Annotated in this window: 20 protein-coding genes and 4 pseudogenes; 18 read left to right on the top strand and 6 right to left on the bottom strand. The window is 59.3% G+C overall.

Annotated elements, in window-relative coordinates; all coding sequences use genetic code 11:
- Positions 1 to 172 precede the first annotated feature (172 nt).
- From ACLH0J_RS03470 to ACLH0J_RS03450, 5 genes and pseudogenes are all read left to right on the top strand, one after another.
- Positions 173 to 685, top strand: a pseudogene (locus ACLH0J_RS03470) (IS5-like element ISPre1 family transposase); the annotation flags it as partial.
- Positions 686 to 1,204: 519 nt separating this feature from the next.
- Positions 1,205 to 2,473, top strand: coding sequence for a group II intron reverse transcriptase/maturase (gene ltrA, locus ACLH0J_RS03465; RefSeq protein WP_010466266.1), 1,269 nt, complete (start codon positions 1,205 to 1,207; stop codon positions 2,471 to 2,473).
- A 59-nt stretch (positions 2,474 to 2,532) separates the two neighbouring features.
- A pseudogene (locus ACLH0J_RS03460) lies at positions 2,533 to 3,002 on the top strand (IS5 family transposase); the annotation flags it as partial.
- 188 nt (positions 3,003 to 3,190) lie between these two features.
- Entirely contained in the window at positions 3,191 to 3,562 is a 372-nt protein-coding gene (locus ACLH0J_RS03455) for a hypothetical protein (protein ID WP_051488632.1), read from the top strand.
- Between the two features lie 244 nt (positions 3,563 to 3,806).
- The gene (locus tag ACLH0J_RS03450) at positions 3,807 to 6,605 is read left to right on the top strand and encodes an SEC-C metal-binding domain-containing protein (RefSeq protein ID WP_033987773.1); all 2,799 of its coding nucleotides are present in this window, start codon (positions 3,807 to 3,809) and stop codon (positions 6,603 to 6,605) included.
- Between the two features lie 83 nt (positions 6,606 to 6,688).
- Here ACLH0J_RS03450 and ACLH0J_RS03445 read toward each other — a convergent pair whose 3' ends face one another.
- Positions 6,689 to 7,345 (bottom strand): DUF6988 family protein, encoded by a 657-nt coding sequence (locus tag ACLH0J_RS03445; protein WP_058410394.1) that lies wholly within the window; start codon positions 7,343 to 7,345, stop codon positions 6,689 to 6,691.
- Between the two features lie 371 nt (positions 7,346 to 7,716).
- On the opposite strand from ACLH0J_RS03445, the pseudogene ACLH0J_RS03440 reads away from it, so the two are divergent.
- From ACLH0J_RS03440 to ACLH0J_RS03430, 3 genes and pseudogenes are all read left to right on the top strand, one after another.
- Positions 7,717 to 8,550 (top strand): annotated as a pseudogene (locus tag ACLH0J_RS03440) (PA0069 family radical SAM protein); the annotation flags it as partial.
- Positions 8,551 to 8,776: 226 nt separating this feature from the next.
- Positions 8,777 to 9,507 (top strand): annotated as a pseudogene (locus ACLH0J_RS03435) (carbonic anhydrase).
- An 86-nt stretch (positions 9,508 to 9,593) separates the two neighbouring features.
- Positions 9,594 to 11,135, top strand: a complete 1,542-nt coding sequence (locus ACLH0J_RS03430; protein WP_411390881.1) for a SulP family inorganic anion transporter — start codon at positions 9,594 to 9,596, stop codon at positions 11,133 to 11,135.
- A 120-nt stretch (positions 11,136 to 11,255) separates the two neighbouring features.
- Here the strand turns inward: ACLH0J_RS03430 and ACLH0J_RS03425 are convergent, their stop codons facing one another.
- On the bottom strand, positions 11,256 to 11,903 hold the full coding sequence (locus ACLH0J_RS03425) for a hypothetical protein (RefSeq protein WP_411390880.1): 648 nt from the start codon (positions 11,901 to 11,903) through the stop codon (positions 11,256 to 11,258).
- 367 nt (positions 11,904 to 12,270) lie between these two features.
- On the opposite strand from ACLH0J_RS03425, the gene coxB reads away from it, so the two are divergent.
- Genes coxB through ACLH0J_RS03405 form a run of 4 tightly spaced genes read left to right on the top strand, consistent with a single transcriptional unit; the run spans position 12,271 to position 16,564 of the window.
- Positions 12,271 to 13,398 carry a cytochrome c oxidase subunit II gene (gene coxB, locus ACLH0J_RS03420; RefSeq protein WP_411390879.1) on the top strand — a complete coding sequence of 376 codons (1,128 nt, stop codon included), beginning with the start codon at positions 12,271 to 12,273 and terminating at the stop codon, positions 13,396 to 13,398.
- 58 nt (positions 13,399 to 13,456) lie between these two features.
- A complete protein-coding gene (gene ctaD / locus ACLH0J_RS03415) occupies positions 13,457 to 15,046 on the top strand; it encodes a cytochrome c oxidase subunit I (protein ID WP_411390878.1) in 1,590 nt (529 codons plus the stop codon).
- A 43-nt stretch (positions 15,047 to 15,089) separates the two neighbouring features.
- A complete protein-coding gene (locus tag ACLH0J_RS03410) occupies positions 15,090 to 15,641 on the top strand; it encodes a cytochrome c oxidase assembly protein (protein ID WP_411390877.1) in 552 nt (183 codons plus the stop codon).
- Positions 15,642 to 15,676: 35 nt separating this feature from the next.
- Positions 15,677 to 16,564 carry a cytochrome c oxidase subunit 3 gene (locus ACLH0J_RS03405; protein WP_411390876.1) on the top strand — a complete coding sequence of 296 codons (888 nt, stop codon included), beginning with the start codon at positions 15,677 to 15,679 and terminating at the stop codon, positions 16,562 to 16,564.
- A 6-nt stretch (positions 16,565 to 16,570) separates the two neighbouring features.
- Here ACLH0J_RS03405 and ACLH0J_RS03400 read toward each other — a convergent pair whose 3' ends face one another.
- Positions 16,571 to 16,774 (bottom strand): twin transmembrane helix small protein, encoded by a 204-nt coding sequence (locus ACLH0J_RS03400; RefSeq protein ID WP_017849009.1) that lies wholly within the window; start codon positions 16,772 to 16,774, stop codon positions 16,571 to 16,573.
- Between the two features lie 44 nt (positions 16,775 to 16,818).
- On the opposite strand from ACLH0J_RS03400, the gene ACLH0J_RS03395 reads away from it, so the two are divergent.
- From ACLH0J_RS03395 to ACLH0J_RS03375, 5 genes are read left to right on the top strand one after another with little or no spacing between them, the layout of a single operon-like run.
- Positions 16,819 to 17,583: an SURF1 family protein gene (locus tag ACLH0J_RS03395; protein WP_411390875.1), complete on the top strand. Its 765-nt coding sequence runs from the start codon at positions 16,819 to 16,821 to the stop codon at positions 17,581 to 17,583.
- Positions 17,549 to 18,133, top strand: a complete 585-nt coding sequence (locus ACLH0J_RS03390) for a hypothetical protein (RefSeq protein ID WP_411390874.1) — start codon at positions 17,549 to 17,551, stop codon at positions 18,131 to 18,133. The genes ACLH0J_RS03395 and ACLH0J_RS03390 overlap by 35 nt, the downstream gene beginning before the upstream one ends.
- Before the next feature lie 10 nt (positions 18,134 to 18,143).
- Positions 18,144 to 19,223 carry a COX15/CtaA family protein gene (locus ACLH0J_RS03385; RefSeq protein ID WP_411390873.1) on the top strand — a complete coding sequence of 360 codons (1,080 nt, stop codon included), beginning with the start codon at positions 18,144 to 18,146 and terminating at the stop codon, positions 19,221 to 19,223.
- Complete coding sequence (cyoE, locus tag ACLH0J_RS03380; protein ID WP_411390872.1) at positions 19,211 to 20,110, top strand: heme o synthase; 900 nt, start codon at positions 19,211 to 19,213, stop codon at positions 20,108 to 20,110. Before ACLH0J_RS03385 ends, cyoE begins: the two co-directional genes overlap by 13 nt.
- Entirely contained in the window at positions 20,107 to 20,742 is a 636-nt protein-coding gene (locus ACLH0J_RS03375) for an SCO family protein (RefSeq protein ID WP_411390871.1), read from the top strand. Before cyoE ends, ACLH0J_RS03375 begins: the two co-directional genes overlap by 4 nt.
- 81 nt (positions 20,743 to 20,823) lie before the next feature.
- On the opposite strand, the gene ACLH0J_RS03370 is transcribed toward ACLH0J_RS03375, so the two are convergent.
- From ACLH0J_RS03370 to ACLH0J_RS03360, 3 genes are read right to left on the bottom strand one after another with little or no spacing between them, the layout of a single operon-like run.
- Positions 20,824 to 21,594: a MetQ/NlpA family ABC transporter substrate-binding protein gene (locus ACLH0J_RS03370; protein ID WP_411390870.1), complete on the bottom strand. Its 771-nt coding sequence runs from the start codon at positions 21,592 to 21,594 to the stop codon at positions 20,824 to 20,826.
- A gap of 51 nt (positions 21,595 to 21,645) precedes the next feature.
- Complete coding sequence (locus ACLH0J_RS03365) at positions 21,646 to 22,320, bottom strand: methionine ABC transporter permease (protein ID WP_411390869.1); 675 nt, start codon at positions 22,318 to 22,320, stop codon at positions 21,646 to 21,648.
- Positions 22,320 to 23,327: a methionine ABC transporter ATP-binding protein gene (locus ACLH0J_RS03360; protein WP_411390868.1), complete on the bottom strand. Its 1,008-nt coding sequence runs from the start codon at positions 23,325 to 23,327 to the stop codon at positions 22,320 to 22,322. Before ACLH0J_RS03360 ends, ACLH0J_RS03365 begins: the two co-directional genes overlap by 1 nt.
- A gap of 266 nt (positions 23,328 to 23,593) precedes the next feature.
- Between ACLH0J_RS03360 and katE the strand changes: the two genes are divergently transcribed.
- Complete coding sequence (katE, locus tag ACLH0J_RS03355) at positions 23,594 to 25,735, top strand: catalase HPII (protein ID WP_411390867.1); 2,142 nt, start codon at positions 23,594 to 23,596, stop codon at positions 25,733 to 25,735.
- Positions 25,736 to 25,784: the final 49 nt, after the last annotated feature.

The following is a 25,784-nucleotide window of genomic DNA, read 5'->3' as shown; positions in this document are numbered from 1 at the left end:
GACATTCTATTCTTGCCCGTCGATTGACCTAGGCCGTTATGTGGCTGGTCGAAACCTTCAGGTGCCGCCCAACTAGACGTCTGTTGTCGCGCCCAGCTTAATGCTAGGGAAACTCTGAAGAAGACTTCCAGATTTTGGCAAAATACCCGGATTCCACCCACCGAGTTTCCCGATGAAGCAGATGACCTTCGCCGACGCCGAGTACGCCGGTAAGCGCAAACAAACCCGCAAAGAGTTGTTCCTGATCGAGATGGATCGGGTGGTGCCGTGGAAGGGTTTGATTGCCTTGATCGAGCCGCATTATCCCAAGGGTGAAGGCGGTCGTCCGGCCTATCCGCTGATGGCGATGCTGCGCGTGCACCTGATGCAAAACTGGTTCGGTTACAGCGATCCAGCGATGGAAGAGGCGCTGTACGAGACCACCATCCTGCGCCAGTTCGCGGGGCTGAGCTTGGAGCGTATCCCCGATGAAACCACCATCCTCAACTTCCGTCGTTTGCTGGAGAAGCACGAACTAGCCGCCGGCATCTTGGCTGTCATCAATGGCTATCTGGGCGACCGAGGGCTGTCGCTGCGCCAAGGCACGATCGTCGATGCCACGCTGATCAATGCGCCGAGTTCGACCAAGAACAAGGACGGTAAGCGCGACCCGGAAATGCATCAGACCAAGAAGGGTAACCAGTACTGTGTGTCACGAACACAGGTCAGATGACCTGTGCTGCTGTGCCGAAGATGGAAGTAGGCCTTCCGAAGTCGGCTTGCAGGAGCGGACTTCAAACCACCCGGTGCTGCTGCATCCAAAAGGTGTGGTGGTGAGCGACCGAGGAAAAGTCATCCCTGAGGATGGCAGGTGAGTATGGAGAAGATGAGCGAAAGCAAACCGTCCGATGACGCATCGTTATGCCCAAGGTGCTGCCGAAACTGAGGTGGAGTACTGGCTTCAGGACAAGTCGGGGCGTTACCTGCTTACGGACCCGATGGCAGCCGGTGTATAGGCGGCATGATCTTCATACAGGCTTTGGTACGGAACGTGAGAACCTTGTTCCAGATGCGAAGGAAAATGACAAATGGCCAACACCATGAGGAAGAATACCGATGCTGGAACGAGGGGCGGAGCCTCCCGTAGTAGCGATGAAGCCTCTGTAATGGAGGTGGAGCGAAGGGGCGGCGTTATCCGGCCGACGAGCGTTGCCAACCTCCGGGGATGAGTGGCGTGAGCTCGGCGAAACCTTATGACATAGCGAAACGCACGGTATGGGACGCCTACCAGCAGGTCAGGGCCAACCGCGGTGCTGCCGGCATCGACGATGAAACCATCGCCGATTTCGAGCGGGATCTGTCTAAGAATCTCTACAAGCTGTGGAATCGGATGTCGTCGGGGTCGTACTTCCCGCCTCCGGTCAAGCAAGTAGAAATTCCCAAGGCATCGGGAGGCACGCGCAAGCTGGGAGTGCCCACGGTTGGTGATCGTGTCGCGCAAACCGTGGTCAAGCTTCTCATCGAGCCGGAGCTGGACTCGATCTTCCACTCGGACTCCTATGGGTACCGGCCGGGACGATCAGCGAAGCAGGCGGTGGCGATCACGCGTGAGCGCTGCTGGCGATACGACTGGGTGGTGGAGTTTGATATCAAGGCAGCCTTCGATCAGATCAATCATGGGTTGCTGATGAAGGCGGTGCGCCTGCACATCAAGGAGGACTGGATACTTCTGTACATCGAGCGGTGGCTGGTTGCGCCGTTCGAAACGGATCACGGTATGCGCGTCCGACGCGAACGCGGCACCCCGCAAGGTGGAGTGATCAGTCCCCTCCTGATGAATCTGTTCATGCACTATGCCTTCGACACCTGGATGCAACGTACCAGCCCCAACTGCCCGTTTGCCCGCTACGCCGATGATGCGGTGGTGCACTGCCGCAGTCGAAAGCAAGCGGAGTACGTGATGCGCTCCATTGCTTCACGGCTGGCTGCCTGTGGCTTGACGATGCACCCCGAGAAATCGAAGGTCGTGTACTGCAAGGACAGTAACCGTCGCGCAGGTTATCCGCATGTGAGCTTTACCTTCCTCGGCTTCACCTTTAGGCCGAGGAAGGCGCTCAGCAAACAAGACCAGCTCTTCACGAGCTTCCTTCCGGGAGCGAGTGCGGATGCCTTAAAGCGGATGCGGCAAGCGGTACGCAGGTGGCGACTCAATCGCCAAACCCACGTGACGCTGGTCGACGTGGCTCGGCTCTACAATCCAGTGATACAGGGGTGGTCGCAATACTATGGCTCGTTCTATCGGACAGCCATGCTTGGCATCTTCCAGCACATTGACCGCGCGCTTGAACGCTGGGCCCGACGAAAATACAAGGCTCTTCATAGGCGCAAGCGGCGCATTAGCCAATGGCTGGACAAGATGCGGACTGTGGTACCCCGGCTGTTTCATCACTGGCGAGTGACCGGGCAGCAAGGTTGGATAACGGGAGCCGTATGACGCGAGAGTGTCACGTACGGTTCTGCGAGCGGCTGCGGGGGCAGTTCCCGCGGCCGACTCACCACTTCGGCATGAAGGCGCACATCGGTGTCGATGATGAGTCGGGCTTGGTGCACAGCGTGGTGGGCACGGCGGCCAACGTGGCCGATGTCACCCAGGTCGATAAGCTGCTGCACGGCGATGAGAACATGGTCGGTGCCGACGCGGGTTACACCGGCGTCGAGAAACGCCCTGAACATGAAGGCCGGGGGTCATCTGGCAGATCGCCGCCCGCCGTAGTACTTACAAGAAGCTTGATAAGCGCAGTGCTTTGTACAAAGCCAAGCGCAAGATTGAGAAGGCCAAGGCTCAGGTACGAGCCAAGGTCGAGCATCCGTTCCGGGTGATCAAGCGCCAGTTCGGTTATGTGAAGGTGCGCTTCCGTGGTCTGGCGAAGAACACGGCGCAACTGATGACGCTGTTCGCGCTGTCGAACCTGTGGATGGCGCGCCGACATTTACTGGCGAATGCAGGAGAGGTGCGCCTGTAATGTGGAAAATGGCTGCCGCGAGGTGCTCGCGGCGGCTAAAAACACAGAAATAAGCGGGTGATCTGAGCGTTTTTGATCGATTTGCCGCTTTTAAAATCGGCAGGGGCTGAAGTCAGCCAGAAATACACAACTACTTCAGACCATCCCTAGGTTCGTCGGATCCTGCCGATGCTATTTACGGGAGCCCAGTGTACGAGCGATTTTGCGAGGAGATTGATAACCTGCTATCGGGCGAAGCGGCAGACACCAATGCCTACGACTATTCGTGTGAAGATTTTGAGGTGACATCTTCGTCGTATGATGAAACCAAAGGCCTACTGGTACTGGAGGTTTCGTTTACTTACTCGGGTGAGCAGGATCAAGATCGTCCATACGCTGGTTGTGAATTTTATCTGGACGTTGAAGTTACGTTGGTGCGGCGCCCTGGTGAGTGGCTATTCGAAGAGGGCTGGGTAGCAGTAACCAAGATTGAGACAGATCAGGATCGCGACCGAGAGGCTGAGCTTGCTGACATGTACGCAGATTACTTGAAGGATAAAAAGCGAACTGATGGCATGTAAGTAAGAGCGCTGCGTGCGCAAAATGGCCGATAGTGGACTCTGGTGATAGCCGCTGTCGGCCAGGAGCAGACATCTGCGAGCTGCAACTCGGACAGTCAGTACCCGCGAATTACCGCGATCATTGAGCCGTGGCTGGGCAGACCGTGACTGGTCGGAAGCTAGGGGCTCGGGTACGCTGGCGACTCCATGAGTTGTAGTGTTAATTCGAATTTATTCTATTTAGCAATTACGAGAGATCAAAAAAATGCAGGGAGGCGATGAAAAAAGCACTCCAGATGTGCTAGATGTTACTCAACTGATACGCATCGAAGCGGTACACAGAGGATTCTTATATCAGCACCTGTATACCGTTGGTTGCTTGCTATTAGCGCAGGCGGCCGCCGTCGATGTGGTGATGGTTGAGCTTGATGAGGATATTGAGCTTGTTACCGATCAGGGACGAATCTATGTGCAGGTTAAGACCCGTTCAAAACCAATCATTCCCAGCGATATTTCAAGCGCCCTAGAGCGTTTTGAAAACCTGCGAAATGAGCATGCTGAGGGGATGCGCAAAGGCGAGGCTGCCTTTGTTATCGTCGCGAACCAAGCACCGAGCGTTCAGTTCCAGCAGACTATCAACGATAAAAAACTCCCCCCTGATGTTCTTTTCGTTTGGCCCCAATCTACTTCTGAACGCCACCCGGCACTTCCGCCCGCCTGGGAGTCGCTAACTGATGCAGCGGCATGGTGTATCGCCCAAGCGGAGAAGCTGAATTTTTCATTGTTGTCCCCGGATTCCCTGATATGGAAGCTAGCCGGACTGGCGCAGCTTGCAGCCACGGGTAGTGCCCCGAACAAACAGCATGCGTTTCACGCCAAAGACCTACCTGCGCTATTTGAGCAACTCATCGTTCAACTACAGGATTTCCCCGCACCTCCAGCGTTTTACAGGCCACAAAAACTGGAGCCATCTCTCGCATCCGACGAGCGTGTACGTATCATTTGCGGATTATCCGGTGCAGGCAAGACAGCGTGGGCAGCGCAGGCAGCTCTACACTGCTCTCAGCTGTGTGCCTACTATGACACCGGCGACCTTCCGGGCCCTGCTCTGGCGAGCACACTGGTTCGTGAGTTGGCAGCGAAATTTGCAACGCCGGATCGGGATGGTCTGCGAAAAATCCTGCTGCCGGGCGCCAGTGGTTACGAGGCACTCAGAACATTCGACACATTTCTGGATCAGCAAGGAGCCACCCTGCTGCTGATTTTAGATAATGCGCATCGTGTTCCTGTAGAAAATCTGCGCGATACACTGAATGCAACCAAATGCATTCGTTTCGTCCTGCTGTGCCAGCCCCATGACAACGTCCGCGAGCTGGAAGCTGTTACTGGACTGCAGCGTGAGGCACTTTTGGGGTGGGATATTGATACGGTGGCCGCAGCAGTAGACGATCTCGGTGGCTATGCCACCGCTCAAGGCTACGAGCAACTGCGGACTTATACCGGTGGACTGCCGCTGTATGTTCAGAGCGCTGCAAAAATAGCGGTCACAGAATACGGAGGCAATGTCGATGTGCTGTGCGCTGAACTTCAGCAGCAGGAAAACAGTGTCGAGACTGCGCAGGAAGTCATCCTTACCCGTATTTATCAGGGGTTTGATAAGTTAACTCAGGATTCGCTGGCATTGTTCAGCCTGACTGATGTGGGGTTGAGTCGCGAAGAAGTTTGTGAGCTTCTGGTCAAGTCACTAAATGTATCCACAGGTGGCGCTGCCTCAATTCTTAAGAAAATGCGGGCCACCGGCACCGTTGAGATTTTTGGGAACCAGATGCTGAAGGTACATGACGCCGTCAGAGCACTGGGGCTGCAGCACTTGGAGCTTATGGATCCGGCGGTGGCAAATAACGCACTTATGGCATTGAAAGAGCTGCTGGTCGTGAGCCTTCACAAAACTCGCGACACATCAAGATTCGCGTTGTTGACCCAGGTTTATATCAAACTCAACGATGTCATGACACTCATCGCACTTTCAGGCGAGGAGCTATTTTATGAGATGGGTATTAACGTCGACATACTGGCAAGTCTAGAACGAGCAACGAATTCAGATACACTGGAACCTGTTCATAAATTCTGGGCGTTGGATGGACTAGTTTTCTCTGAGCTTCGAGAAGGCCGTCCTGATAAAATCGTCCAGCGACTTGAGGCCATGGAAGCTCTTCTTATTGAGTATAAGTTTGATTTTCGTGAACAAATTGCATATGCAATGAAACGGATATTATTCTCAGCAGAAAATGGTAACGCATACGAGGTTAAGCGGCTTGTAGAGCAGGCCATCACGAAGTTGCCCGATGCTGAGCATGAACGCATATTTGACTATAACCATGCCATAGCTCTATGGAAGTTAAAGAGATATAAGGAGGCAGAAGCGCTGTGCTGGAAGGTCACTGATGGATATTACGACCTGTTCGGTATTCGTCCGGCAGATGTGATGGGTAAAAATGCGGATGTGCTATGGAAAATTATAAAACGCCCAGAAAATGTTCATGAACATCTCAAACATCTCGCCGACGCACTAGAGTTGTACGCAATAATCCTTCAAGCGCGTGGAAAACCAACGCCATTCATCCGTATTCATTCGATGAAGTTCTACAACATGGCCGGTGCGCCAGAGTCTATGGTGCGGGTCGGCCAGGATTTGGCGGATGAATTTGTCGCCAGGAAAGACTATGAAGGCGCCAGAGAAGTCATGGAGCAGCACGTTTTGCCGATTGTAAATACGGCTGGACTGGTGAACAGGCTGGTTCAGGTACGAAGCCAATATGCGGTGATACTGGCACTATGCGGGCGGCACGATGACGCAGATGCTGAAATGACACGTTTGGGTCCTTATTTTGACGGGTTGACTGGCGAGCAACGTCAGGAAGTTGAAAATCAATCAAATTACATTGCCCAACTCGCCTATGAGGCGTTGAAACCTACTATCGGGCAGATGTTCGGTGCGGTAGGAAGAAATGATCGATGCCCCTGTGGCTCTGGCCTGAAATATAAAAAATGTCATGGGGCTTGACGGCCTAAGACTGAACAGGGCGCGAGCCTCTTCAACATCGCAGAAATGTCTGCTCTTGGCCGAAAACTGACCACTCCAAACGGTCAATGAGCCGGTTCGGCCGTACGCTTGTATGGTGGGTTATTAGCAGGGAAGCAGTCTTGGAACTCCTTGTAGATGCCTGCCATCATCCCTGTCTCCGGCGGTACACCACTAAGGATCAAAAGCAGATTGCCTGCGATTCCGAGCAGACCATTCGAGTGCTGGATCTCTGCTAAAACCAGCTCTGGCGGAAACCCCCTTCCGTGACGATTAACTGCATGGATGCCTCCATGCACGTAGGAACTCAAAGGTCTCCAAGAGTAATGCTTAAACTCCTTTAGGTGTGCTACCGGAGCGTGCGGAGCTTTCACCTCAATCTCTTCCAACATTTGGCTGAGCATAGGGATTTTGCTTGCCTGCTTTGCCGTCTCATGTGTGAGCTCAGCAAGCATTAAATCCGCCTGACCATCCTTGGCTACATAAAGCACCCACAGTGCGCGAACTAGTGATTCGTACTGTACTCGCAGCAATGCTGCAGCAGAGGTGTACAGCCCTGCTGCCACCAGATGCTTCAGGCCCCGGGCGTGCTCAAATCCTAGACTAGCTAGAGCTTGGGTTGCCTGCAGGCGACTGGAGGCATTGACCAAGGGCAGGGCGAAAAAGCCGACAAGCCTGTCCTCAAGCATGGCCGACCGTGCCAGTAATTCATCGAAGTGCATACAGATGCCCAAGTCAGAGCAGAGTCATGTAGCCAAGGATTCTATCGACACCGGGCAATGACCGCATCTGGCCGATTCCGGCCTGCTACTACCTGGAACTCCCAGCCAAAAGTGGCATCGTGTGTCTCAAAAGCTGGGACGATTCACTACCTGCAGCCATAAACCTATGACGTAGTGGCAGGTTCGGCTCTGGTCGAGGCTTGTTAAGGAGCCGACATCTGCTGTTAGCTGGGCAGCCAATGCCGATGAGCCCGTTGGCCCTAGGTCACGCCGCGGATGCGATTCATTTCTGTTAGACCCGGTATTTCTACCTCTCCCTGGTGATACCCTCACACATCGGTGTCTAGGGGTTGACTTAATGGATAAGGACAGGCTGTATCTACTGCTATGCGCGGCCCAGCCATGCCTATTGGGACCTGTCGCCGGGGCTGGATTTTGAAACCAGGTTGATCGCCAAGACCAACGCCGCCACGGTGCTGGAGCAGCAGTTGTCGAAGCCGGGCTATGTGTGTGCACCGATCAACCTGGGCTCCAATACCGACCCGTATCAGCCCATCGAGCGCGAGTACAGGATCACCCGGCAAACCCTGGAAGTACTGCTGCGCTACCGGCACCCGGTGACCATCATCACCAAAGGGGCGTTGATCCTGCGTGATCTGGACCTGCTGACCGAACTGGCCCGCCGACGCCTGGTGGCGGTGATGATCAGCCTCACCAGCCTGGACGACGAGCTCAAGCGCATCCTGGAACCGCGCACGGCGGCGCCCAAGGCGCGGTTGCGGGCGATTCGGGTGATGCGTGAGGCCGGGATTCCGGTGGGCGTGTTGTGTTCGCCGATGATTCCGATGATCAACGACAGCGAACTGGAGAGCCTGCTCACCGAAGCCCACGCCGCCGGCGCGCAGAGTGCGGCGTACATGATGTTGCGTCTGCCGCTGGAGGTGGCGCCGCTGTTCGAGGAGTGGTTGGCGGCGCATTACCCGCAGCGCGCGGCCCATGTGATGAGCCTGGTGCGCCAGGTGCGCGGTGGTGAGGTGTACGACAGCCGGTTCGGTGTGCGCATGCGTGGCGAGGGGCCGTTCGCCGACTTGCTGGCCCAGCGTTTCAGCAAGGCGATCAAACGCCTGGGGCTCGATCGACGGGAAGGGTTCAACCTGGATTGCACGGCGTTCTGCCCACCGGGCAGGCAGATGGCATTGTTGTAGACTGACAGGGATGAATGCACCGTTCCTGTAGGAATAGTCGCGTTTTGATATCACTGAAACCCGCGATCTAGAGCGGTTTGTTCAGTTTGAGTTAAGTTTCGACGGTTACCTTGTTCAGCGAGTGACTGATGAGTCGGCAGCCTGGTTTGTGGCATTTAAAACTAATCCATTGGCCTGACGTCGAACTGACCTGAAAACTCCCCTGCATTAATCAAGAGGATGAATCATGAGTGACAAGGATAAACAGCCGTTGGCTGCGTCGGCTTCTGCCGCTCAAGTGGCGGAGTCCGCCGATGCAGCGCTGAAGCATATCGTTGACGGTTTTTTGCATTTTCATCACGACGTCTTCCCGCAGCAGGAAGAACTCTTCAAGAAACTCGCCACAGCCCAGAACCCACGGGCGATGTTCATTACCTGCGCCGACTCGCGCATCGTGCCCGAACTGATTACCCAGAGCTCCCCCGGCGATCTGTTCGTGACCCGTAACGTCGGCAACGTGGTACCGCCCTATGGCCAGATGAACGGCGGCGTTTCCACGGCCATCGAATACGCGGTCCTGGCCCTGGGCGTGCAGCACATCATTGTGTGCGGGCACTCCGACTGCGGCGCGATGCGCGCGGTGCTCAACCCCGAGAGCCTGGAGAAGATGCCCACGGTCAAGGCCTGGCTGCGGCATGCCGAAGTCGCCAAGACCATGGTCCACGACAACTGCGACTGCGCCAATGAAGGCGAGAGCATGAAGGTGCTGACCGAAGAAACGTCATCGCCCAGTTGCAGCATTTGCGCACCCATCCTTCCGTGGCCTCGCGCATGGCCAATGGTCATTTGTTTATCCATGGCTGGATCTACGACATCGAGACCAGCGAAATCCGCGCCTACGATGCGGATCAATCGGCGTTCCGACCGTTGACCGGTACCGGGCCGATTCCTTGCGCGACGCCTAAAGCGCGCTTCTAAACACACTTCCCTGCCGGGTAAAGCGGTGGCTGCCATGGATGCAGCCAGGCTTTGCCGCGCCCGGCGAATGCCTTGGGAGAGTCATCATGCGTGCTGCTCAATTAAAAGCTGTTCTGCCACGGGAGCTGTTGGCCTCCGTGGTGGTGTTTCTGGTCGCCCTGCCTTTGTGCATGGGGATCGCGATCGCGTCCGGCATGCCGCCGGCCAAAGGCCTGATCACCGGCATTATCGGTGGCCTGGTGGTGGGCTGGATGGCGGGCTCGCCGTTGCAGGTCAGTGGCCCGGCGGCGGGTTTGGCGGTGTTGGTGTTCGAGCTGGTGCGCCAGCACGGCATGCTGATGCTTGGGCCGATCCTGTTGCTGGCGGGTTTCCTGCAACTGATGGCCGGGCGTCTGCGCCTGGGCTGTTGGTTCCGCGTCACGGCGCCGGCGGTGGTGTACGGCATGCTGGCGGGGATTGGCGTACTGATTGTGTTGTCGCAGATCCATGTGATGCTCGACGGCGCGCCCAAACCCTCCGGGCTGGATAACCTGGCGGGCTTCCCGGCCGCGTTGGCCGGGGCGATTCCGACCCTGGGCGGCGGCCTGGGATGGCAGGCCGGGTTGCTCGGTGTGTCGACCATGCTGGTGATGTACCTGTGGGATAAATTCCGCCCGCAACCGCTGCGGTTTGTGCCGGGCGCCTTGCTGGGAGTGGGACTGGCAACGGTGACCAGCCTGGTGCTGACGCTGCAGGTCAAGCGCGTGGAGGTGCCGGAAAACCTTGCCGATGCCATTGATTGGCTGCGCCCCAGCGATCTGCTCAACCTGGCTGATCCGCAACTGTTGATCGCTGCCTTTGCCGTGGCGTTTATCGCCAGCGCCGAAACCCTGCTCTCGGCGGCGGCGGTCGACCGCATGCACAGCGGACAGCGCTCCGACTTCGACAAGGAATTGTCCGCCCAGGGTGTAGGCAACATGCTCTGCGGTTTGGTCGGTGCGCTGCCGATGACCGGTGTGATCGTACGCAGCTCGGCCAACGTGCAGGCCGGCGCGACCACGCGCTTGTCGGCGATGTTCCATGGCGTATGGCTGTTGGGGTTCGTGCTGTTGCTGTCGAGCGTGCTGCAAAGCATACCGGTGGCGAGCCTGGCGGGCGTGCTGGTATACACCGGGATCAAGTTGGTCGACATCAAGGCGTTCAAAGCGTTGGGACGCTACGGTCGGATGCCGATGTTTACCTATGCGGCCACCGCGTTGGCGATCGTTTTGACCGACCTGCTGACGGGTGTGCTGGTGGGGTTTGGCCTGACGCTGGTGAACCTGGCGTTCAAGGCTTCACGGCTGAAAGTCAGCCTGATCGATCTGCCTCAAGACGGTGAAATGGAGTTGCGCCTGACCGGTGCGGCGACCTTTTTGAAAGTGCCGGCGCTGACCCAGGTACTGTCGACGGTGCCTGCGGGAACCACGGTGCATGTGCCATTGAGTAACCTGAGCTATATCGACCATTCGTGTCTGGAGTTGCTGGAGGAATGGGGGCGGGCCAATGCGGCCAAGGGCTCGAAGCTGATGATCGAGGCGCGTGGATTGAAGCGCCGGTTGGAAGGTCGGGTGCGCACGACGACGGGGCTGGGCTCAGCCGCCGCCTGACCATCGCTGACCCGCTGTAGGAGCGAGCTTGCTCGCGAAGAACCCTAGGACGCCGCGGAGATTCAGAATCCCCGCGTCATCGTTGACGTTTTTCGCGAGCAAGCTCGCTCCAGGGAGGGGTTAGGCCGGCTGATCCAGTGCCAATTCAACGCCCAGCTGTCGCGACAGGCACGGCCAGCGCTTCCACGCCGCTTCCGTGTGGGGGCTTTTCAGCTGTTCGCGGTAGGCCTCGACCGACTCCAGCGCAAAGCTGTCTTCGTTGAGCATTTCATCCACCGCGTGATGCACCGCTTCATCCAACTGGTTGGCGAATGCTTCGCCGATCAGTTGATGGGCAATCAGGTTGGCCACCGTGGTGTCCGCTGGAATCAACGGCTGGCCAAAGTGTTTGATATACAAATCGTTCACTTCCTCCACCAGACGATGGGCCAGGTAGGCCTCGTCCAGCAGGCTGTCGAGCCCTTCATGGCCGGCAAGGATCGCGGGCGGCTGCAGGAAGAAATGCTCGGCGATCTTCAGCACGGGCTTGATCTGGCTTTCGATACCGGCTTCGCGGGCCACATCGTTTGCAGCGTCCAGCAAGTCCGGAACCTGGGCAATGTAGGCGCTGACAAAGCGCGTCATCACGCCTTTGGCGTCCACATCGGGCAGGGAGATTGCCGGGTGAAGGTGCGGTAACTGGACTTCCAGCTTGCGGGTAAGCTGGCCGGTACTGGTTTCGTGTTGATGGGCACGGGAAATCTGCTCGCGCAATGCGGCGGTGTTCATGAAAGCTCCAGTGAAGCAGGCGTAGGAAAAGGGAAAGGACAAGGTAGTTCGTTTATACAAGCGCCTAAGACGCATTTGTCATAATTATTTCATGGTTATACGCCGCTGTTATATCGAATTGCCATCGTTCGTCGGATAAACGATTCCGCTCCCGGTTTTATGGGTCCCGTCCGTCTGTTTCAGCTCATTTGCCCCTGCACATTGCGGGGTGGCAGGTGCTGTCTATACTCGGTTTTGTACGCGATTCGCTGATGACGCCAGACTGCATAAGCAGGTGAGGCTAAGCGGTTGTAAGCAGTATGGAAGCCGCTCCCTTCGACGCAGGTGCAAACCGGCGGGATAACAAGAACGATAAGGGGAACCCGCAATGACGCGACATCCACATGTTTGGATGGGCCTCCTGTTGTGGTCAGTATTCGGTCAGGCGCATGCCGCCTGGACAACGAATATGGCGCCAGGGGCGACAGAAGTCAGTCACGCTGTGTTTGACCTGCACATGACCATTTTCTGGATCTGTGTGGTGATCGGCATCGTCGTGTTTGGCGCCATGTTCTGGTCGATGATCGTTCACCGCCGCTCCACGGGCCAGGTGGCGGCCAAGTTCCACGAAAGCACCACCGTGGAAATTCTCTGGACCGTGGTGCCCTTGCTGATCCTGATCGCGATGGCCGTTCCGGCGACCAGGACACTGATCAACATCTACGACAGCACGGAATCGGATATCGATATCCAGGTCACCGGCTACCAGTGGAAGTGGCATTACAAATACCTGGGTCAGGACGTTGAGTTCTTCAGCAACCTGGCCACGCCCGCCGATCAGATCCATAACCAGGCCACCAAAGGCGAACATTACCTGCTGGAAGTCGACCAGCCGCTGGTGCTGCCGGTGGGGGCCAAGGTGCGTTTCCTGGTGACCGCCGCCGACGTGATCCACTCCTGGTGGGTGCCGGCCTTTGCGGTCAAGCGCGACGCCATCCCCGGTTTTGTCAACGAGGCCTGGACCCGGGTCGAGAAGCCCGGCATCTACCGTGGCCAGTGCGCCGAACTGTGCGGCAAGGACCACGGCTTCATGCCCATCGTGGTCGAGGTCAAATCCAAGGCGGACTACGACACCTGGCTCGGCGAGCGTAAGCAAGAGGCCGCCAAGCTCAAGGAATTGACCTCGAAGGAATGGACGCTGGAGGAACTGGTGGCCCGTGGCGACAAGGTCTATCACACCACCTGCGTGGCCTGTCACCAGGCCGAAGGCCAGGGCCTGCCACCGATGTTCCCGGCGCTGAAGGGCTCGAAGATCGCCACCGGGCCCAAGGAAGGCCACCTGAGCATCGTCTACCACGGCAAGCCCGGCACCGCGATGGCGGCGTTCGGCAAACAACTCTCGGAAGTGGATATCGCCGCCGTGGTGACCTACGAGCGCAACGCCTGGGGCAACAACAAAGGCGACATGGTCACGCCAAAAGATGTGTTGGCCATCAAGCAGGCGGAAAGCAAATGACGCATTTCATTGGCTGTGCCCCGAACCGCCCCGCCCACTCGCTTGCAGGAGAACGGCCATGAGCGCTGTAATCGACGACCATGGCCACGCAGGTGACCATGCCCACGGCCCCGCCAAGGGTTTGATGCGCTGGGTGCTGACCACCAACCACAAAGACATCGGCACGATGTACCTGTGGTTCGCCTTCGCCATGTTCCTGCTCGGCGGCTCGTTTGCCATGGTGATCCGTGCCGAGCTGTTCCAGCCCGGCCTGCAGATCGTCGAGCCGGCGTTTTTCAATCAGATGACCACCATGCACGGCCTGATCATGGTGTTCGGCGCGGTGATGCCGGCATTCGTCGGCCTGGCCAACTGGATGATCCCGCTGATGATCGGCGCGCCGGACATGGCCCTGCCGCGCATGAACAACTTCAGCTTCTGGCTGTTGCCGGCGGCGTTCCTGCTGCTGGTCTCGACCCTGTTCACCCCCGGCGGCGGGCCGAATTTCGGCTGGACCTTCTACGCCCCGCTCTCCACCACCTACGCGCCGGAAAGCGTGACCTTCTTCATCTTTGCCATCCACCTGATGGGCATCAGTTCGATCATGGGCGCGATCAACGTGGTCGCCACCATCCTCAACCTGCGCGCCCCCGGCATGACCCTGATGAAAATGCCGCTGTTCGTCTGGACCTGGCTGATCACCGCGTTCCTGCTGATCGCGGTGATGCCGGTGCTGGCCGGTTGCGTGACCATGATGCTGATGGATATCCACTTCGGCACCAGCTTCTTCAGTGCGGCCGGCGGTGGTGACCCGGTGCTGTTCCAGCATGTGTTCTGGTTCTTCGGCCATCCCGAGGTGTACATCATGATCCTGCCGGCGTTCGGTGCCGTCAGCTCGATCATCCCGACCTTCTCGCGCAAGCCGTTGTTCGGCTACACCTCCATGGTCTATGCCACGGCGAGCATCGCGTTCCTGTCGTTCATCGTGTGGGCGCACCACATGTTCGTGGTCGGCATTCCGCTGGTGGGCGAGCTGTTCTTCATGTACGCCACGCTGCTGATCGCGGTGCCCACCGGGGTCAAGGTGTTCAACTGGGTCAGCACCATGTGGCAGGGCTCGCTGACCTTCGAGACGCCGATGCTGTTCGCGGTGGCCTTCGTGATTCTGTTCACCATCGGCGGCTTTTCCGGGCTGATGCTGGCGATTGCCCCGGCGGACTTCCAGTACCACGACACCTATTTCGTGGTGGCGCACTTCCATTACGTACTGGTGCCCGGCGCGATCTTCGGCATCTTCGCCTCGGCCTACTACTGGCTACCGAAATGGACCGGCCACATGTACGACGAAACCCTGGGCAAGCTGCATTTCTGGCTGTCCTTCGTGGGCATGAACCTGGCGTTCTTCCCCATGCACTTCGTCGGCCTGGCCGGCATGCCGCGCCGGGTGCCGGACTACAACCTGCAGTTCGCCGACTTCAACATGGTCTCGTCCATCGGCGCGTTCATGTTTGGTGCCACGCAGATTTTCTTCCTGTTCATCGTCATCAAGTGCATCCGCGGCGGCAAACCGGCGCCGGCCAAGCCGTGGGATGGCGCCGAAGGCCTGGAGTGGAGCGTCCCCTCGCCCGCGCCGTACCACACCTTCACCACGCCGCCGGAGGTCAAATGAACCGGTTTCCACAAATCCCCTCCCACACTGTCGGGTGATCGCCATGGCTGACTCCGTGCCGCTCAAGCGTCTGGTCACGCGCCTGCTGATCCTGGTGCTGGCGATGTTCGCCTTCGGCTTTGCCCTGGTGCCGATCTACGACGTGATGTGCAAGGCGTTCGGCATCAACGGCAAGACGGCCGGGCAGTATGAGGGCGAGCAGATCGTCGACCCGTCGCGGCAGGTGCGGGTGCAGTTCCTGTCCACCAATGCCATCGACATGGTCTGGGAGTTTCATTCCAAGGCCGATGAGCTCGTGGTCAACCCGGGGGCAGTCAACGAGATGCTCTTCGTGGCCTACAACCCCAGCGACAAGCCGATGACCGCTCAGGCGATCCCGAGCATTTCCCCGGCCGAAGCGGCGATGTACTTCCACAAGACCGAGTGCTTTTGCTTCACCCAGCAAGTGCTGCAGCCGGGCGAGCGCATTGAGATGCCAGTGCGCTTCATCGTCGACCGCGACATGCCCAAGGATGTGAAGCATCTGACCCTGGCGTACACGCTGTTCGATATCACAGCGCGCCAACCGCCCGTGGCTGTCCACAGCGGCGGCTAGCTACTGTTTGCGAGCTCAATCAGGAGAGCGAATACATGTCGACTCATGATACGTACTACGTACCAGCGCAAAGCAAATGGCCAATAATTGCCACGTTCGGGCTGTTGATCACTGTGTACGGCCTGGCCGTGTGGTTCAACGATCTGAAGGCTGCGCGCCCGGAATCCCACGGACCGTGGATCTTTTTCGTCGGCGGGCTGCTATTGGCCTACATGTTGTTCGGCTGGTTCGGCGCGGTGATCAAGGAAAGCCGCGCCGGGTTGTACAGCGCGCAGATGGATCGCTCGTTTCGCTGGGGCATGACCTGGTTCATCTTTTCCGAGGTGATGTTCTTTATCGCGTTCTTCGGGGCGCTGTTTTATGTGCGGCACATGTCCGGTCCCTGGCTGGGGGGCGAAGGCCATAAGGGCATCGCGCACATGCTGTGGCCGAACTTCGAGTTCGCCTGGCCGCTGCTCAACAACCCCGATCCCAAGCTGTTTCCCGCGCCCGAAGGCACCATCAGCCCGTGGGGGCTGCCGTTGGTCAACACCATCCTGCTGGTGAGCTCCAGCGTGACCATCACCATCGCCCACCATGCCCTGCGCAAAGGCCATCGCGGTGCGCTGAAGCTGTGGCTGGCGCTCACCGTGCTGCTGGGCCTGGCGTTTCTCGGGTTCCAGGCCGAGGAATACATCCACGCCTATAAAGAGCTGGGCCTGACGCTCGGCTCGGGTGTGTATGGCGCGACGTTCTTCATGCTCACCGGCTTCCACGGCGCCCACGTGACCATCGGCACCATCATTCTGTTTGTGATGCTGATGCGCATCCTGCGCGGGCATTTCAATGCCGAGCATCAGTTCGGCTTCGAGGCGGCCAGTTGGTATTGGCACTTTGTGGATGTGGTGTGGATCGGGCTGTTTTTCTTTGTGTATGTGCTGTGAGGCGGCCTACCACGGCGCATGAGACACCAACTGGCCGCTGAAAAAGCCCCAGGCGATCAACGCCACGGTGATCACCGCCAGCACGACGCGCACGGTCAAGGCGGTGACGAGGCGATTGGAGTGGCCCTCGTCCTTGACCAGAAAGAACAGGCCACTGAACAGGCTCGCGACGGTCGCGATCAGCATCAGGGCGATGGCTGCTTTGAGCATGGTTGGGCTCCGGGCTTGATGGGCATTGAGGGGATGGGCGGGCAATGAGAACAAGTATAGCCAGCGCCATGAAACGCTTTCGCCCCGGCCTTGCGCCGACGCTGGTGGTGCTGGTGTTGCTGCCGTTGATGGTGGGCCTGGGGGGCTGGCAAGTGTCCCGCGGGCATGAAAAACAACGGCTGGTGGACAGCTATGCCGAGCGACGCGCGGCCGAGCCGATCAGCAGCGCGCAGCTTAATGAACTGACCGATCCGGCCTTCCGCCGAGTGCATTTGCGCGGGCAGTTGGATGCTGAACACAGCGTGCTGCTGGACAACCGCATGCGCGACGGCAAGGCCGGTGTGGAGCTGCTGCAACCCTTCCACGACCAGGCCAGCGGCCTGTGGCTGTTGCTCAATCGCGGCTGGCTGCCCTGGCCGGACCGGCGCACGCCGCCGGTGTTCAGCACCCCCGAACACGCGGTGAACCTCGACGCCTGGGTGTACGTCGCGCCTGGCGAAACCTTCCAGTTGCATGCGGACCCGGCGAGCACCCAATGGCCGCGCCTGTTGACCGCGTTGCACCCGGCGATGTTGTGGTCAGAGCTCGGTCGCAGCGGGTTTGCCTACGAACTGCGCGCCGAAGCCGGGCCCGGTACGTACGAAACCACCTGGCCGATCGTGGCCATGGGCCCGGAAAAACACCTGGCCTACGCCGTGCAATGGTTCGCCATGGCGCTGGCGTTGCTGGCGCTTTACCTCTACCTCGGCTGGCACAACAAAAAGGAGAAGCCCCATGGGAGCGGCCATGAATCCACTCAACATGTCTGAGGTGCCCGACCGGCGCAAAGGCCGTTGGCAGTTGATCCTGATCCTGATGATGGTGATTGGCCCGATGGCGCTGGCCACCTTCATGTACAAGCTGCAGTTCTGGGTGCCGGACAGTCGCAGCTACCACGGCGAGTTGATCGGCAATGGCCAGACCCGTGCCGACATCGGCGTGCAGGCCGACGAACAGCGCTGGCAACTGCTGGTCACCGCGCCCACGGCCTGCGCTGCGGATTGCCAGCAACTGGTGTACCTGGCGCGGCAACTGCAGATCGGCCTCGGGCGCGACGCTTCCCGCGCCAGCCATGCCTTGGCCAGCGCGCAGTCGCTCAGCGCCGACTACGACGCCAAGCTCAAGGTCGAGTACCCGCAATTGCAACGCTACCCGCTGGACCTGTCGACCTTCACCAAGGCCGCCGCTGCACCGGGCGAGGCGCAACTGTGGATCGTCGATCCCCATGGCAACCTGGTGCTGCGCTACGACGCCAGGGTCAACGGCAAGGACTTGCTCAACGACCTGCGCCTCCTGCTGAAACTGTCGAACATCGGATAAGGGCATCGTCATGGCCAAACCTGGATTTCGCCTCGCGTTGTTTGCCACCTTGCTGGCACTGATTGTGGTGCTGCTCGGCGCCTATACCCGCCTGACCCACGCCGGCCTCGGTTGCCCGGATTGGCCCGGTTGCTACGGGTTCATCAGCGTGCCGCAAAGCGAAGCGCAACTGGCCCATGCCGAGCTGCATTTCCCCGACACGCCGGTGGAAGCCGACAAGGGCTGGGCCGAGATGACCCATCGCTATTTCGCCGGCACCCTGGGCCTGCTGATTGTGCTGTTGGCGGCGCGCTCCTGGCGCCATCGGCGTGATCCCGGCCAGCCGCTGAAGTTGCCGCTGTTCCTGTTGGCGGTGGTGTTCGCCCAGGCGGCGTTTGGGATGTGGACGGTGACGTTGAAGCTCTGGCCGCAGGTGGTGACCGGTCATCTGTTGGGCGGCTTTGCCACCTTGAGCCTGCTGTTTCTGCTGAGCCTGCGCCTGTCCGGTGTGTTGCCCGCCTTGATCGTGCCCAGGCGCCTGCAATATTGGGCTACCGCCGGGCTGGTGCTGGTGATCGGCCAGATCGCGCTGGGCGGCTGGGTCAGTTCCAACTACGCGGCGGTGGCCTGCGTCGACCTGCCCACCTGCCATGGCCAGTGGTGGCCGGCGGCGGACTTTGCCAACGGCTTTCACCTGACCCAGCACATCGGCCCCAATTACCTCGGCGGCCAGCTCGACAGCGAGGCGCGCACGGCCATTCACCTGACCCATCGCATCGGCGCTGTGCTGGTGAGCTTGGTGCTGCTGGTGCTGGCCTGGCAGTTGCGCGCGGTGGGCATGACGCGGCTCGCGGGCCTGCTGCTGGTCGCCCTGGGTGTGCAAATCAGCCTGGGTGTGAGCAATGTGGCTTTCGGTCTGCCGTTGCCGGTGGCCGTCGCTCATAACGCCGGCGGCGCAGCGCTGTTGCTGACGCTGGTGCTGGTTAATTACCACGCCCGTACCAGCCTGGTCCGGGTGCGCAATCAGTTGCCGTTCGGTTGGCGCTTCAGCCCGCGCAAGCCAGCGTCGGGCCTCGTAACCCTTAAAGGAGAAATGCCATGGCGACCTTGATCGGCGCGCGTCACGGCCAGGCGATCTGGCGTGACTACCTGGAGCTGACCAAGCCGAAAGTGGTGGTGCTGATGCTCATCACCTCTCTGGTGGGCATGTTCCTCGCCACCCGCGCCGGGGTGCCGTGGGCGGTGTTGGTGTTCGGCAACCTGGGGATTGCCCTGTGCGCCGGCGGCGCGGCGGTGGTCAATCATGTGGTGGATCGGCGCATCGATGCGCTGATGGCGCGCACCCACAAGCGTCCGCTGGCGCAAGGGCGGGTGTCGCCGAGCGCAGCGCTGGCTTTTGCTTTGTTTCTGGCTGTTGCGGGGCTGGCGCTGTTGCTGGCGTTTACCAATCCCCTGGCCGCCTGGCTGACGCTGGCGTCGCTGCTCGGTTATGCGGTGATCTACACCGGCTTTCTCAAGCGTGCGACGCCGCAGAATATCGTCATCGGCGGCTTGGCCGGGGCTGCGCCGCCATTGCTGGGCTGGGTCGCCGTCACCGGCCATGTCAGCGCCGAACCCTTGCTGCTGGTGTTGATCATCTTCGCCTGGACCCCGCCGCACTTCTGGGCCCTGGCCATTCATCGCAAGGAGGAATACGCCAAGGCGGACATTCCGATGCTGCCGGTCACCCATGGCGAGCACTACACCAAGGTGCATATCCTGCTCTACACCTTCGCCCTGCTGGCGGTGAGCCTGATGCCCTATGTCATCCACATGAGCGGCCCGCTGTACCTGGCCTGCGCGCTGCTATTGGGCGCACGCTTTCTGCAATGGGCCTGGGTGTTGTACCGTGGCGCTCAGCCGCACGCGGCGATCAGCACCTTCAAGTACTCTATCTGGTACCTGTTTTTGCTGTTTATCGCCCTGCTCGTAGACCACTACTTACTGTTGAACCTATGACTCGAACTCAAAAAACTGTCTTTATCCTGGTCGCCATCGTCGCGTTGATCATGGGCCTGACCGTCAACAAAGTGCTTTCGGGCAAAGGCCAGGGCGACCCCACCGCGCTCATCGATGCCGGCATCATCCTGCTGCCGCAAAGCCGCCAGTTGCCGCCGGTGAGCATGACCAACCAGGACGGCCAGCCGGTGCTGGTCAATGAGTTGAAAGGCAAGTGGAGCCTGCTGTTCTTCGGCTACACCTTCTGCCCGGACATCTGCCCCACCACCCTCGCCCAACTGCGCCAGATCAAGAGCGAGCTGCCCAAAGAGGCTGTGGATAAGTTGCAGGTGATCCTGGTCAGCGTCGACCCGAACCGCGACACCCCGACCCAGCTCAAGCAATACCTGGGCTACTTCGATCCGCAGTTCCAGGGCCTCACCGGTGCAAATGTGGACGATGTGCAAAAGGTCTCGAACGCCGTGAGCATCCCGTTCATCCCGGCAGACACCAGCAAGCCCAACTACACCGTCGACCACAGCGGCAACCTCGCGCTGATCGGCCCGGACGGGACGCAACGTGGGTTTATCCGTGCGCCGTTGAACAATCAGAAGCTGATCGCGCAGTTGCCGGGGTTGTTGCAACGTAAATAGCAGGCAACACAAAAAAATGTGGGAGGGAGCAAGCCCCCTCCCACATTTTTTGATCGCTGGTGTGCTGGAGATCGAGTCGGATCAGAACGCCGGCAGGATCGCGCCTTTGTACTTCTCTTCGATGAACTTCTTCACCTCAGGCGTGTGCAGGGCGGCAACCAGCTTCTTCACCGCATCCGAATCCTTGTTGTCTTCGCGGGTTACCAGGATGTTCACGTAAGGCGAGTCGCTGCCTTCGATGACCAGGGCGTCCTTGGACGGGTCCAGCTTGGCCTCCAGCGCGTAGTTGGTGTTGATCAGCGCCAGGTCGACCTGGGTCAGCACGCGCGGCAGGGTGGCGGCTTCCAGTTCGCGGAACTTGAGTTTTTTCGGGTTGGCGGTGATGTCCTTGATGGTCGACAGGATGTTGGTCGGGTCCTTCAGGGTGATCAGGTTGTACTTGGCCAGCAGCAACAGTGCACGGCCGCCGTTAGTGGCGTCGTTCGGGATCACCACGTTGGCGCCGCTGGGCAGGTCTTCCAGCTTCTTGAACTTGCTGGAGTAGGCGCCCAGGGGCTCCAGGTGCACCGTGCCGACGCTCACCAGGTGAGTGCCCTTGGCTTTGTTGAACTCATCCAGGTACGGCTGGTGCTGGAAGAAGTTGGCGTCCAGGCGCTTTTCAGCCACTTGTACGTTGGGCTGTACGTAGTCGGTGAAGACTTTGACCTGCAGGTCCACGCCTTCTTTGGCCAGCGCAGGCTTCACGAATTCGAGGATTTCGGCGTGGGGCACCGGCGACGCGGCGACCGTGAGGGTTTCGGCGTGGGCGGAAAACGCCGCGACGGCAGCGAAGGCAACCAGTAGTTTTTTCATCCAGTAAGCTCCTTGTTCGGGCATCTGCCGGCTTATGGCCGGCAATGGCCGTTATTTTCGAGAAAAGTGCACCACCAGCTTGTCGCCGACGGTTTGCAGAATTTGCACCAGCACCAACAGCATCACCACGGTGACCACCATCACGTCGGTCTGGAAGCGCTGGTAACCGAACCGGATCGCCAGGTCACCCAGGCCGCCCGCACCGACCACGCCGGCCATGGCCGTGTAGGACACCAGCGTAATCGCCGTCACCGTAATTGCCGCGAAAATGCCGGGACGGGCTTCGGGCAGCAAGGCGTTGGTGATGATCTGGCGCGTCGTGGCGCCCATGGACTGGGTGGCTTCGATGATGCCGCGGTCCACTTCGCGCAGGGCGGTTTCCACCAGGCGTGCAAAGAACGGCGTCGCGCCCACCACCAGCGGCGGAATCGCCCCCGCCACACCCAGTGACGTGCCGGTGATCAGTACGGTGAACGGGATCATCACGATCAGCAGGATGATGAACGGCAGCGAACGCAGGATGTTCACCGCCAGCGACAGCAGCGCGTACAAACCCTTCTGCTCGAACAACTGACGCGGGCTGCACAGGAACAGCAACACGCCCAGGGGCAAGCCCAGCAGCACGGTGAAGAACAGCGAGCCGAACAGCATGGTCATGGTGTCGCCGGTGGCCAGCCAGATTTCGGACCAGTCGATATTGGCGAAGAAACTCATCAGGACTTCCATCAGCGCAGCACCTCCATGTGGACGTCGGCGGCGGTGAAGCGCGCAAATGCGGCGTCCATGTCGCCGCCGGTGATGGCGAGGGTCAGTTGCCCGTAGGGAATGTCTTTGATGCGGTCGATACGCCCGGCCAGGATGCTGTAGTCCACACCCGTTTCACGGGCGACGGTGCCCAGCAGCGGCGCGTAGGTCGCTTCGCCCTGGAACGTCAGGCGCACTATGCGACCGGGGACATGGGCGAAATTATCGTGCTGTTCGCCTTCGTCGACCTGCTCGGCTTCCTGGACGAAACGCTTGGTGGTCGGGTGCTGGGGGTGCAGGAACACATCCGCCACCGAGCCTTGCTCGACGATCACGCCGGCGTCCATCACCGCGACCTGGTCGCACACGCGGCGGATCACGTCCATTTCATGGGTGATGAGCACGATGGTCAGCTTCAATTCGCGGTTGATCTCGGCCAGCAGTTGCAGGACCGACGCGGTGGTCTGTGGGTCAAGGGCGCTGGTGGCTTCGTCGCACAGCAGGATCTTGGGCTTGGTGGCCAGGGCGCGGGCGATACCGACGCGCTGCTTTTGGCCGCCGGACAACTGCGCCGGGTACTTCTTGGCATGGTCCGACAGGCCGACGCGGGCCAGCAGTTCAGCCACGCGCCGGTCGATGTCCTTGCGCGACAGTTCGCCCGCGAGTGTCAGCGGCAGCGCCACGTTATCGGCGACTGTCTTGGAGGCCAGCAGGTTGAAGTGCTGGAAGATCATCCCGACCTGCTGACGGAAACGGCGCAGGCCATTGGCGTCCAATGCGGTGACTTCTTCACCGTCGACATTGATCTGACCGCCGCTGGGTTGTTCCAGGCGATTAATCAGGCGCAGCAGGGTACTTTTTCCCGCACCGGAGTGACCAATCAGGCCGAACACCTGACCGTTCTCGACGCGCAGGCTGGTGGGGTGTAGCGCGGGGATTTCCTTACCGGCGACGCGGTAGGTTTTATGGACGTTATGAAACTCGATCACGTAGCGAACCTTGTGGGGCGCATTGAAAAGGGATCAGCGGTTAGCCGGGCGCGCATTTTAGCCTGTCCGTTTAGCGTTTCTTAGCATTTATTTCGCATTCATCCAGCGATTTGGCAATAACGCGATCAAAGGTCATAAAAAAAGGAACGGTGCAAAACCACGTCAGTCACTACTTAGGCAACGCGATTTCCCGGGTGCCGTGCCTGGGGTTTTGCTCAAACGAGCCGGGGACCGCTCTGGCCACTTTGGATAAGGAGTTTTGACTGATGAGTACCAAGAAGCCAACCACCCCGCCGAAGAGTGAACTTGCGGGCACCGATACCGTCGACCGCGGCAACACCAACGCCAAGCTGCAGGCCCTGGAGGCATTCCGTTCCGACGCTACCAGGCAGGCCCTGCGGACCAATCAAGGCGTGAAGATTTCCGACAACCAGAACACCCTGAAAGTCGGCGCCCGTGGCCCTTCGCTGCTGGAAGACTTCATCATGCGTGAAAAAATCACGCACTTTGACCATGAGCGTATCCCGGAGCGCATCGTGCATGCCCGTGGCACCGGCGCCCATGGTTATTTCCAGACCTATGAAAACCATTCAGCGCTGAGCAAAGCCGCTTTCCTACGTAACCCCGAGCATAAAACCCCGGTGTTCGTGCGCTTCTCCACCGTACAGGGCCCGCGCGGTTCGGGCGATACGGTGCGCGACGTGCGCGGTTTTGCGGTGAAGTTCTTCACCGACGAAGGCAACTTCGACCTGGTGGGCAACAACATGCCGGTGTTTTTCATTCAGGACGCGATCAAATTTCCCGACTTCGTCCACGCGGTGAAACCCGAGCCCCATAACGAAATTCCGACCGGCGGCTCGGCGCACGATACGTTCTGGGATTTTGTCTCGCTGCAGCCGGAGTCTGCCCATATGGTGCTGTGGGCAATGTCCGACCGTGCCATTCCAAAAAGCCTGCGGGCCATGCAGGGGTTTGGCATTCACACTTTCCGCTTGATCAATACCGAAGGTCAGTCGAGCTTCGTCAAATTCCACTGGCATCCCAAAGTCGGCACCTGCTCCCTGGTGTGGGACGAAGCGCAAAAGCTGGCCGGTAAAGATACCGATTACCACCGTCGTGACCTGTGGGAAGCGATCGAGGGCGGCGACTACCCGGAGTGGGAGTTGGGGGTGCAGATCGTTGCGGAAGAAGACGAGCACAAGTTCGACTTCGACCTGCTCGACCCGACCAAGATCATCCCCGAAGAGCTGGTGCCGATTACGCCGCTGGGCAAGATGGTGCTTAACCGTAACCCGGACAACTTCTTCGCCGAAGTCGAACAGGTCGCCTTTTGCCCTGGCCACATCGTGCCGGGTATCGACTTCAGCAACGATCCGCTGCTGCAGGGCCGTCTGTTTTCCTACACGGATACTCAGATCAGCCGACTGGGTGGGCCGAACTTTCATGAGCTGCCGATCAATCGGCCCGTAGTGCCTTTCCATAATGGCCAGCGTGATGCCCAGCATCGCACCGTGATCGATAAGGGCCGGGCTGCGTATGAGCCGAATTCGATTGATGGCGGCTGGCCGAAAGAAACGCCGCCTGCGGCCCGGGACGGTGGTTTTGAAACCTATTACGAGCGCGTCGATGCCAACAAGGTGCGCGAACGCAGTGAGTCGTTTGGCGACCACTTCTCCCAGGCCACGCTGTTTTTCAACAGCATGAGCCACCACGAGAAGGAGCACATCATCGCGGCCTACAGCTTCGAGTTGGGCAAGGTGGAGCGCGAGTTTATCCGCGTCCGTCAGGTCAACGAAATTCTGGCCAATATCGACCTGGAACTGGCCAAGCGCGTTGCGCAGAACCTGGGCTTGCCGGCGCCGACCCAAGGCACAGTGCCGGTGCGCAAGGCGTCGTTGAAAACGTCGCCGGCGTTGAGCCAGGTGAACCTGCTGTCCGGCGATATCAAAACGCGCAAAGTGGCGATTCTTGCAGCCAATGGCGTAGATGGCGCGGCGATTGCGGCCTTGAAGAAGGCGCTGGAAGCCGAGGGCGCGCATGCCAAGCTGTTGGGGCCGACCTCGGCGCCGGTGACGACCGCCGATGGCAAGCACTTGAAGGTGGATGCCTCGATGGAAGGCATGCCGTCCATTGCCTTTGATGCGGTGTTTGTCCCTGGCGGGAGAGAATCGGTGAAAGCCTTGAGCGGTGATGGGGTTGCGTTGCACTTCCTGCTGGAAGCCTACAAGCACTTGAAGGCAATCACAGTTGCCAGTGATGCCAAGCCATTGCTCGATCTGCTCAAGCTTGAAGTGGATACGGGGCTGATCGTGGGCGCGGATGCCAAAGCGTTCAAGGCGTTCTTTGCCGCGATTGCACAGCACCGGGTCTGGGATCGGGAGCCGAAGGCCAAGGCGATTCCGGCTTAAGGCATTGGTTGTTGTTCAGATCGCTATCGGGAGTAAGTCCCCTCCCACA

The organism is Pseudomonas sp. MPB23 (assembly GCF_046605395.1).
In the GTDB taxonomy this organism is placed as follows: Bacteria; Pseudomonadota; Gammaproteobacteria; order Pseudomonadales; family Pseudomonadaceae; genus Aquipseudomonas.
The sequence above is the reverse complement of the archived record's forward strand: the minus strand, read 5'-3'. Positions and strand labels throughout refer to the sequence as shown.

Excerpts from the sequence above, each read along its gene's own strand:
- ACLH0J_RS03410 (WP_411390877.1), top strand. The coding sequence starts at position 15,090 with ATGGCTGACTCCGTGCCGCTCAAGCGTCTGGTCACGCGCCTGCTGATC.
- ACLH0J_RS03370 (WP_411390870.1), bottom strand. The coding sequence starts at position 21,594 with ATGAAAAAACTACTGGTTGCCTTCGCTGCCGTCGCGGCGTTTTCCGCC.
- ACLH0J_RS03405 (WP_411390876.1), top strand. The coding sequence starts at position 15,677 with ATGTCGACTCATGATACGTACTACGTACCAGCGCAAAGCAAATGGCCA.
- ACLH0J_RS03445 (WP_058410394.1), bottom strand. The coding sequence starts at position 7,345 with ATGCACTTCGATGAATTACTGGCACGGTCGGCCATGCTTGAGGACAGG.
- ctaD (WP_411390878.1), top strand. The coding sequence starts at position 13,457 with ATGAGCGCTGTAATCGACGACCATGGCCACGCAGGTGACCATGCCCAC.
- katE (WP_411390867.1), top strand. The coding sequence starts at position 23,594 with ATGAGTACCAAGAAGCCAACCACCCCGCCGAAGAGTGAACTTGCGGGC.
- ACLH0J_RS03365 (WP_411390869.1), bottom strand. The coding sequence starts at position 22,320 with ATGGAAGTCCTGATGAGTTTCTTCGCCAATATCGACTGGTCCGAAATC.
- ACLH0J_RS03450 (WP_033987773.1), top strand. The coding sequence starts at position 3,807 with ATGCAGGGAGGCGATGAAAAAAGCACTCCAGATGTGCTAGATGTTACT.
- coxB (WP_411390879.1), top strand. The coding sequence starts at position 12,271 with ATGACGCGACATCCACATGTTTGGATGGGCCTCCTGTTGTGGTCAGTA.
- ACLH0J_RS03385 (WP_411390873.1), top strand. The coding sequence starts at position 18,144 with ATGGCCAAACCTGGATTTCGCCTCGCGTTGTTTGCCACCTTGCTGGCA.
- ACLH0J_RS03375 (WP_411390871.1), top strand. The coding sequence starts at position 20,107 with ATGACTCGAACTCAAAAAACTGTCTTTATCCTGGTCGCCATCGTCGCG.
- ltrA (WP_010466266.1), top strand. The coding sequence starts at position 1,205 with ATGAGTGGCGTGAGCTCGGCGAAACCTTATGACATAGCGAAACGCACG.
- ACLH0J_RS03430 (WP_411390881.1), top strand. The coding sequence starts at position 9,594 with ATGCGTGCTGCTCAATTAAAAGCTGTTCTGCCACGGGAGCTGTTGGCC.
- ACLH0J_RS03390 (WP_411390874.1), top strand. The coding sequence starts at position 17,549 with ATGGGAGCGGCCATGAATCCACTCAACATGTCTGAGGTGCCCGACCGG.
- ACLH0J_RS03400 (WP_017849009.1), bottom strand. The coding sequence starts at position 16,774 with ATGCTCAAAGCAGCCATCGCCCTGATGCTGATCGCGACCGTCGCGAGC.
- cyoE (WP_411390872.1), top strand. The coding sequence starts at position 19,211 with ATGGCGACCTTGATCGGCGCGCGTCACGGCCAGGCGATCTGGCGTGAC.
- ACLH0J_RS03395 (WP_411390875.1), top strand. The coding sequence starts at position 16,819 with ATGAGAACAAGTATAGCCAGCGCCATGAAACGCTTTCGCCCCGGCCTT.
- ACLH0J_RS03425 (WP_411390880.1), bottom strand. The coding sequence starts at position 11,903 with ATGAACACCGCCGCATTGCGCGAGCAGATTTCCCGTGCCCATCAACAC.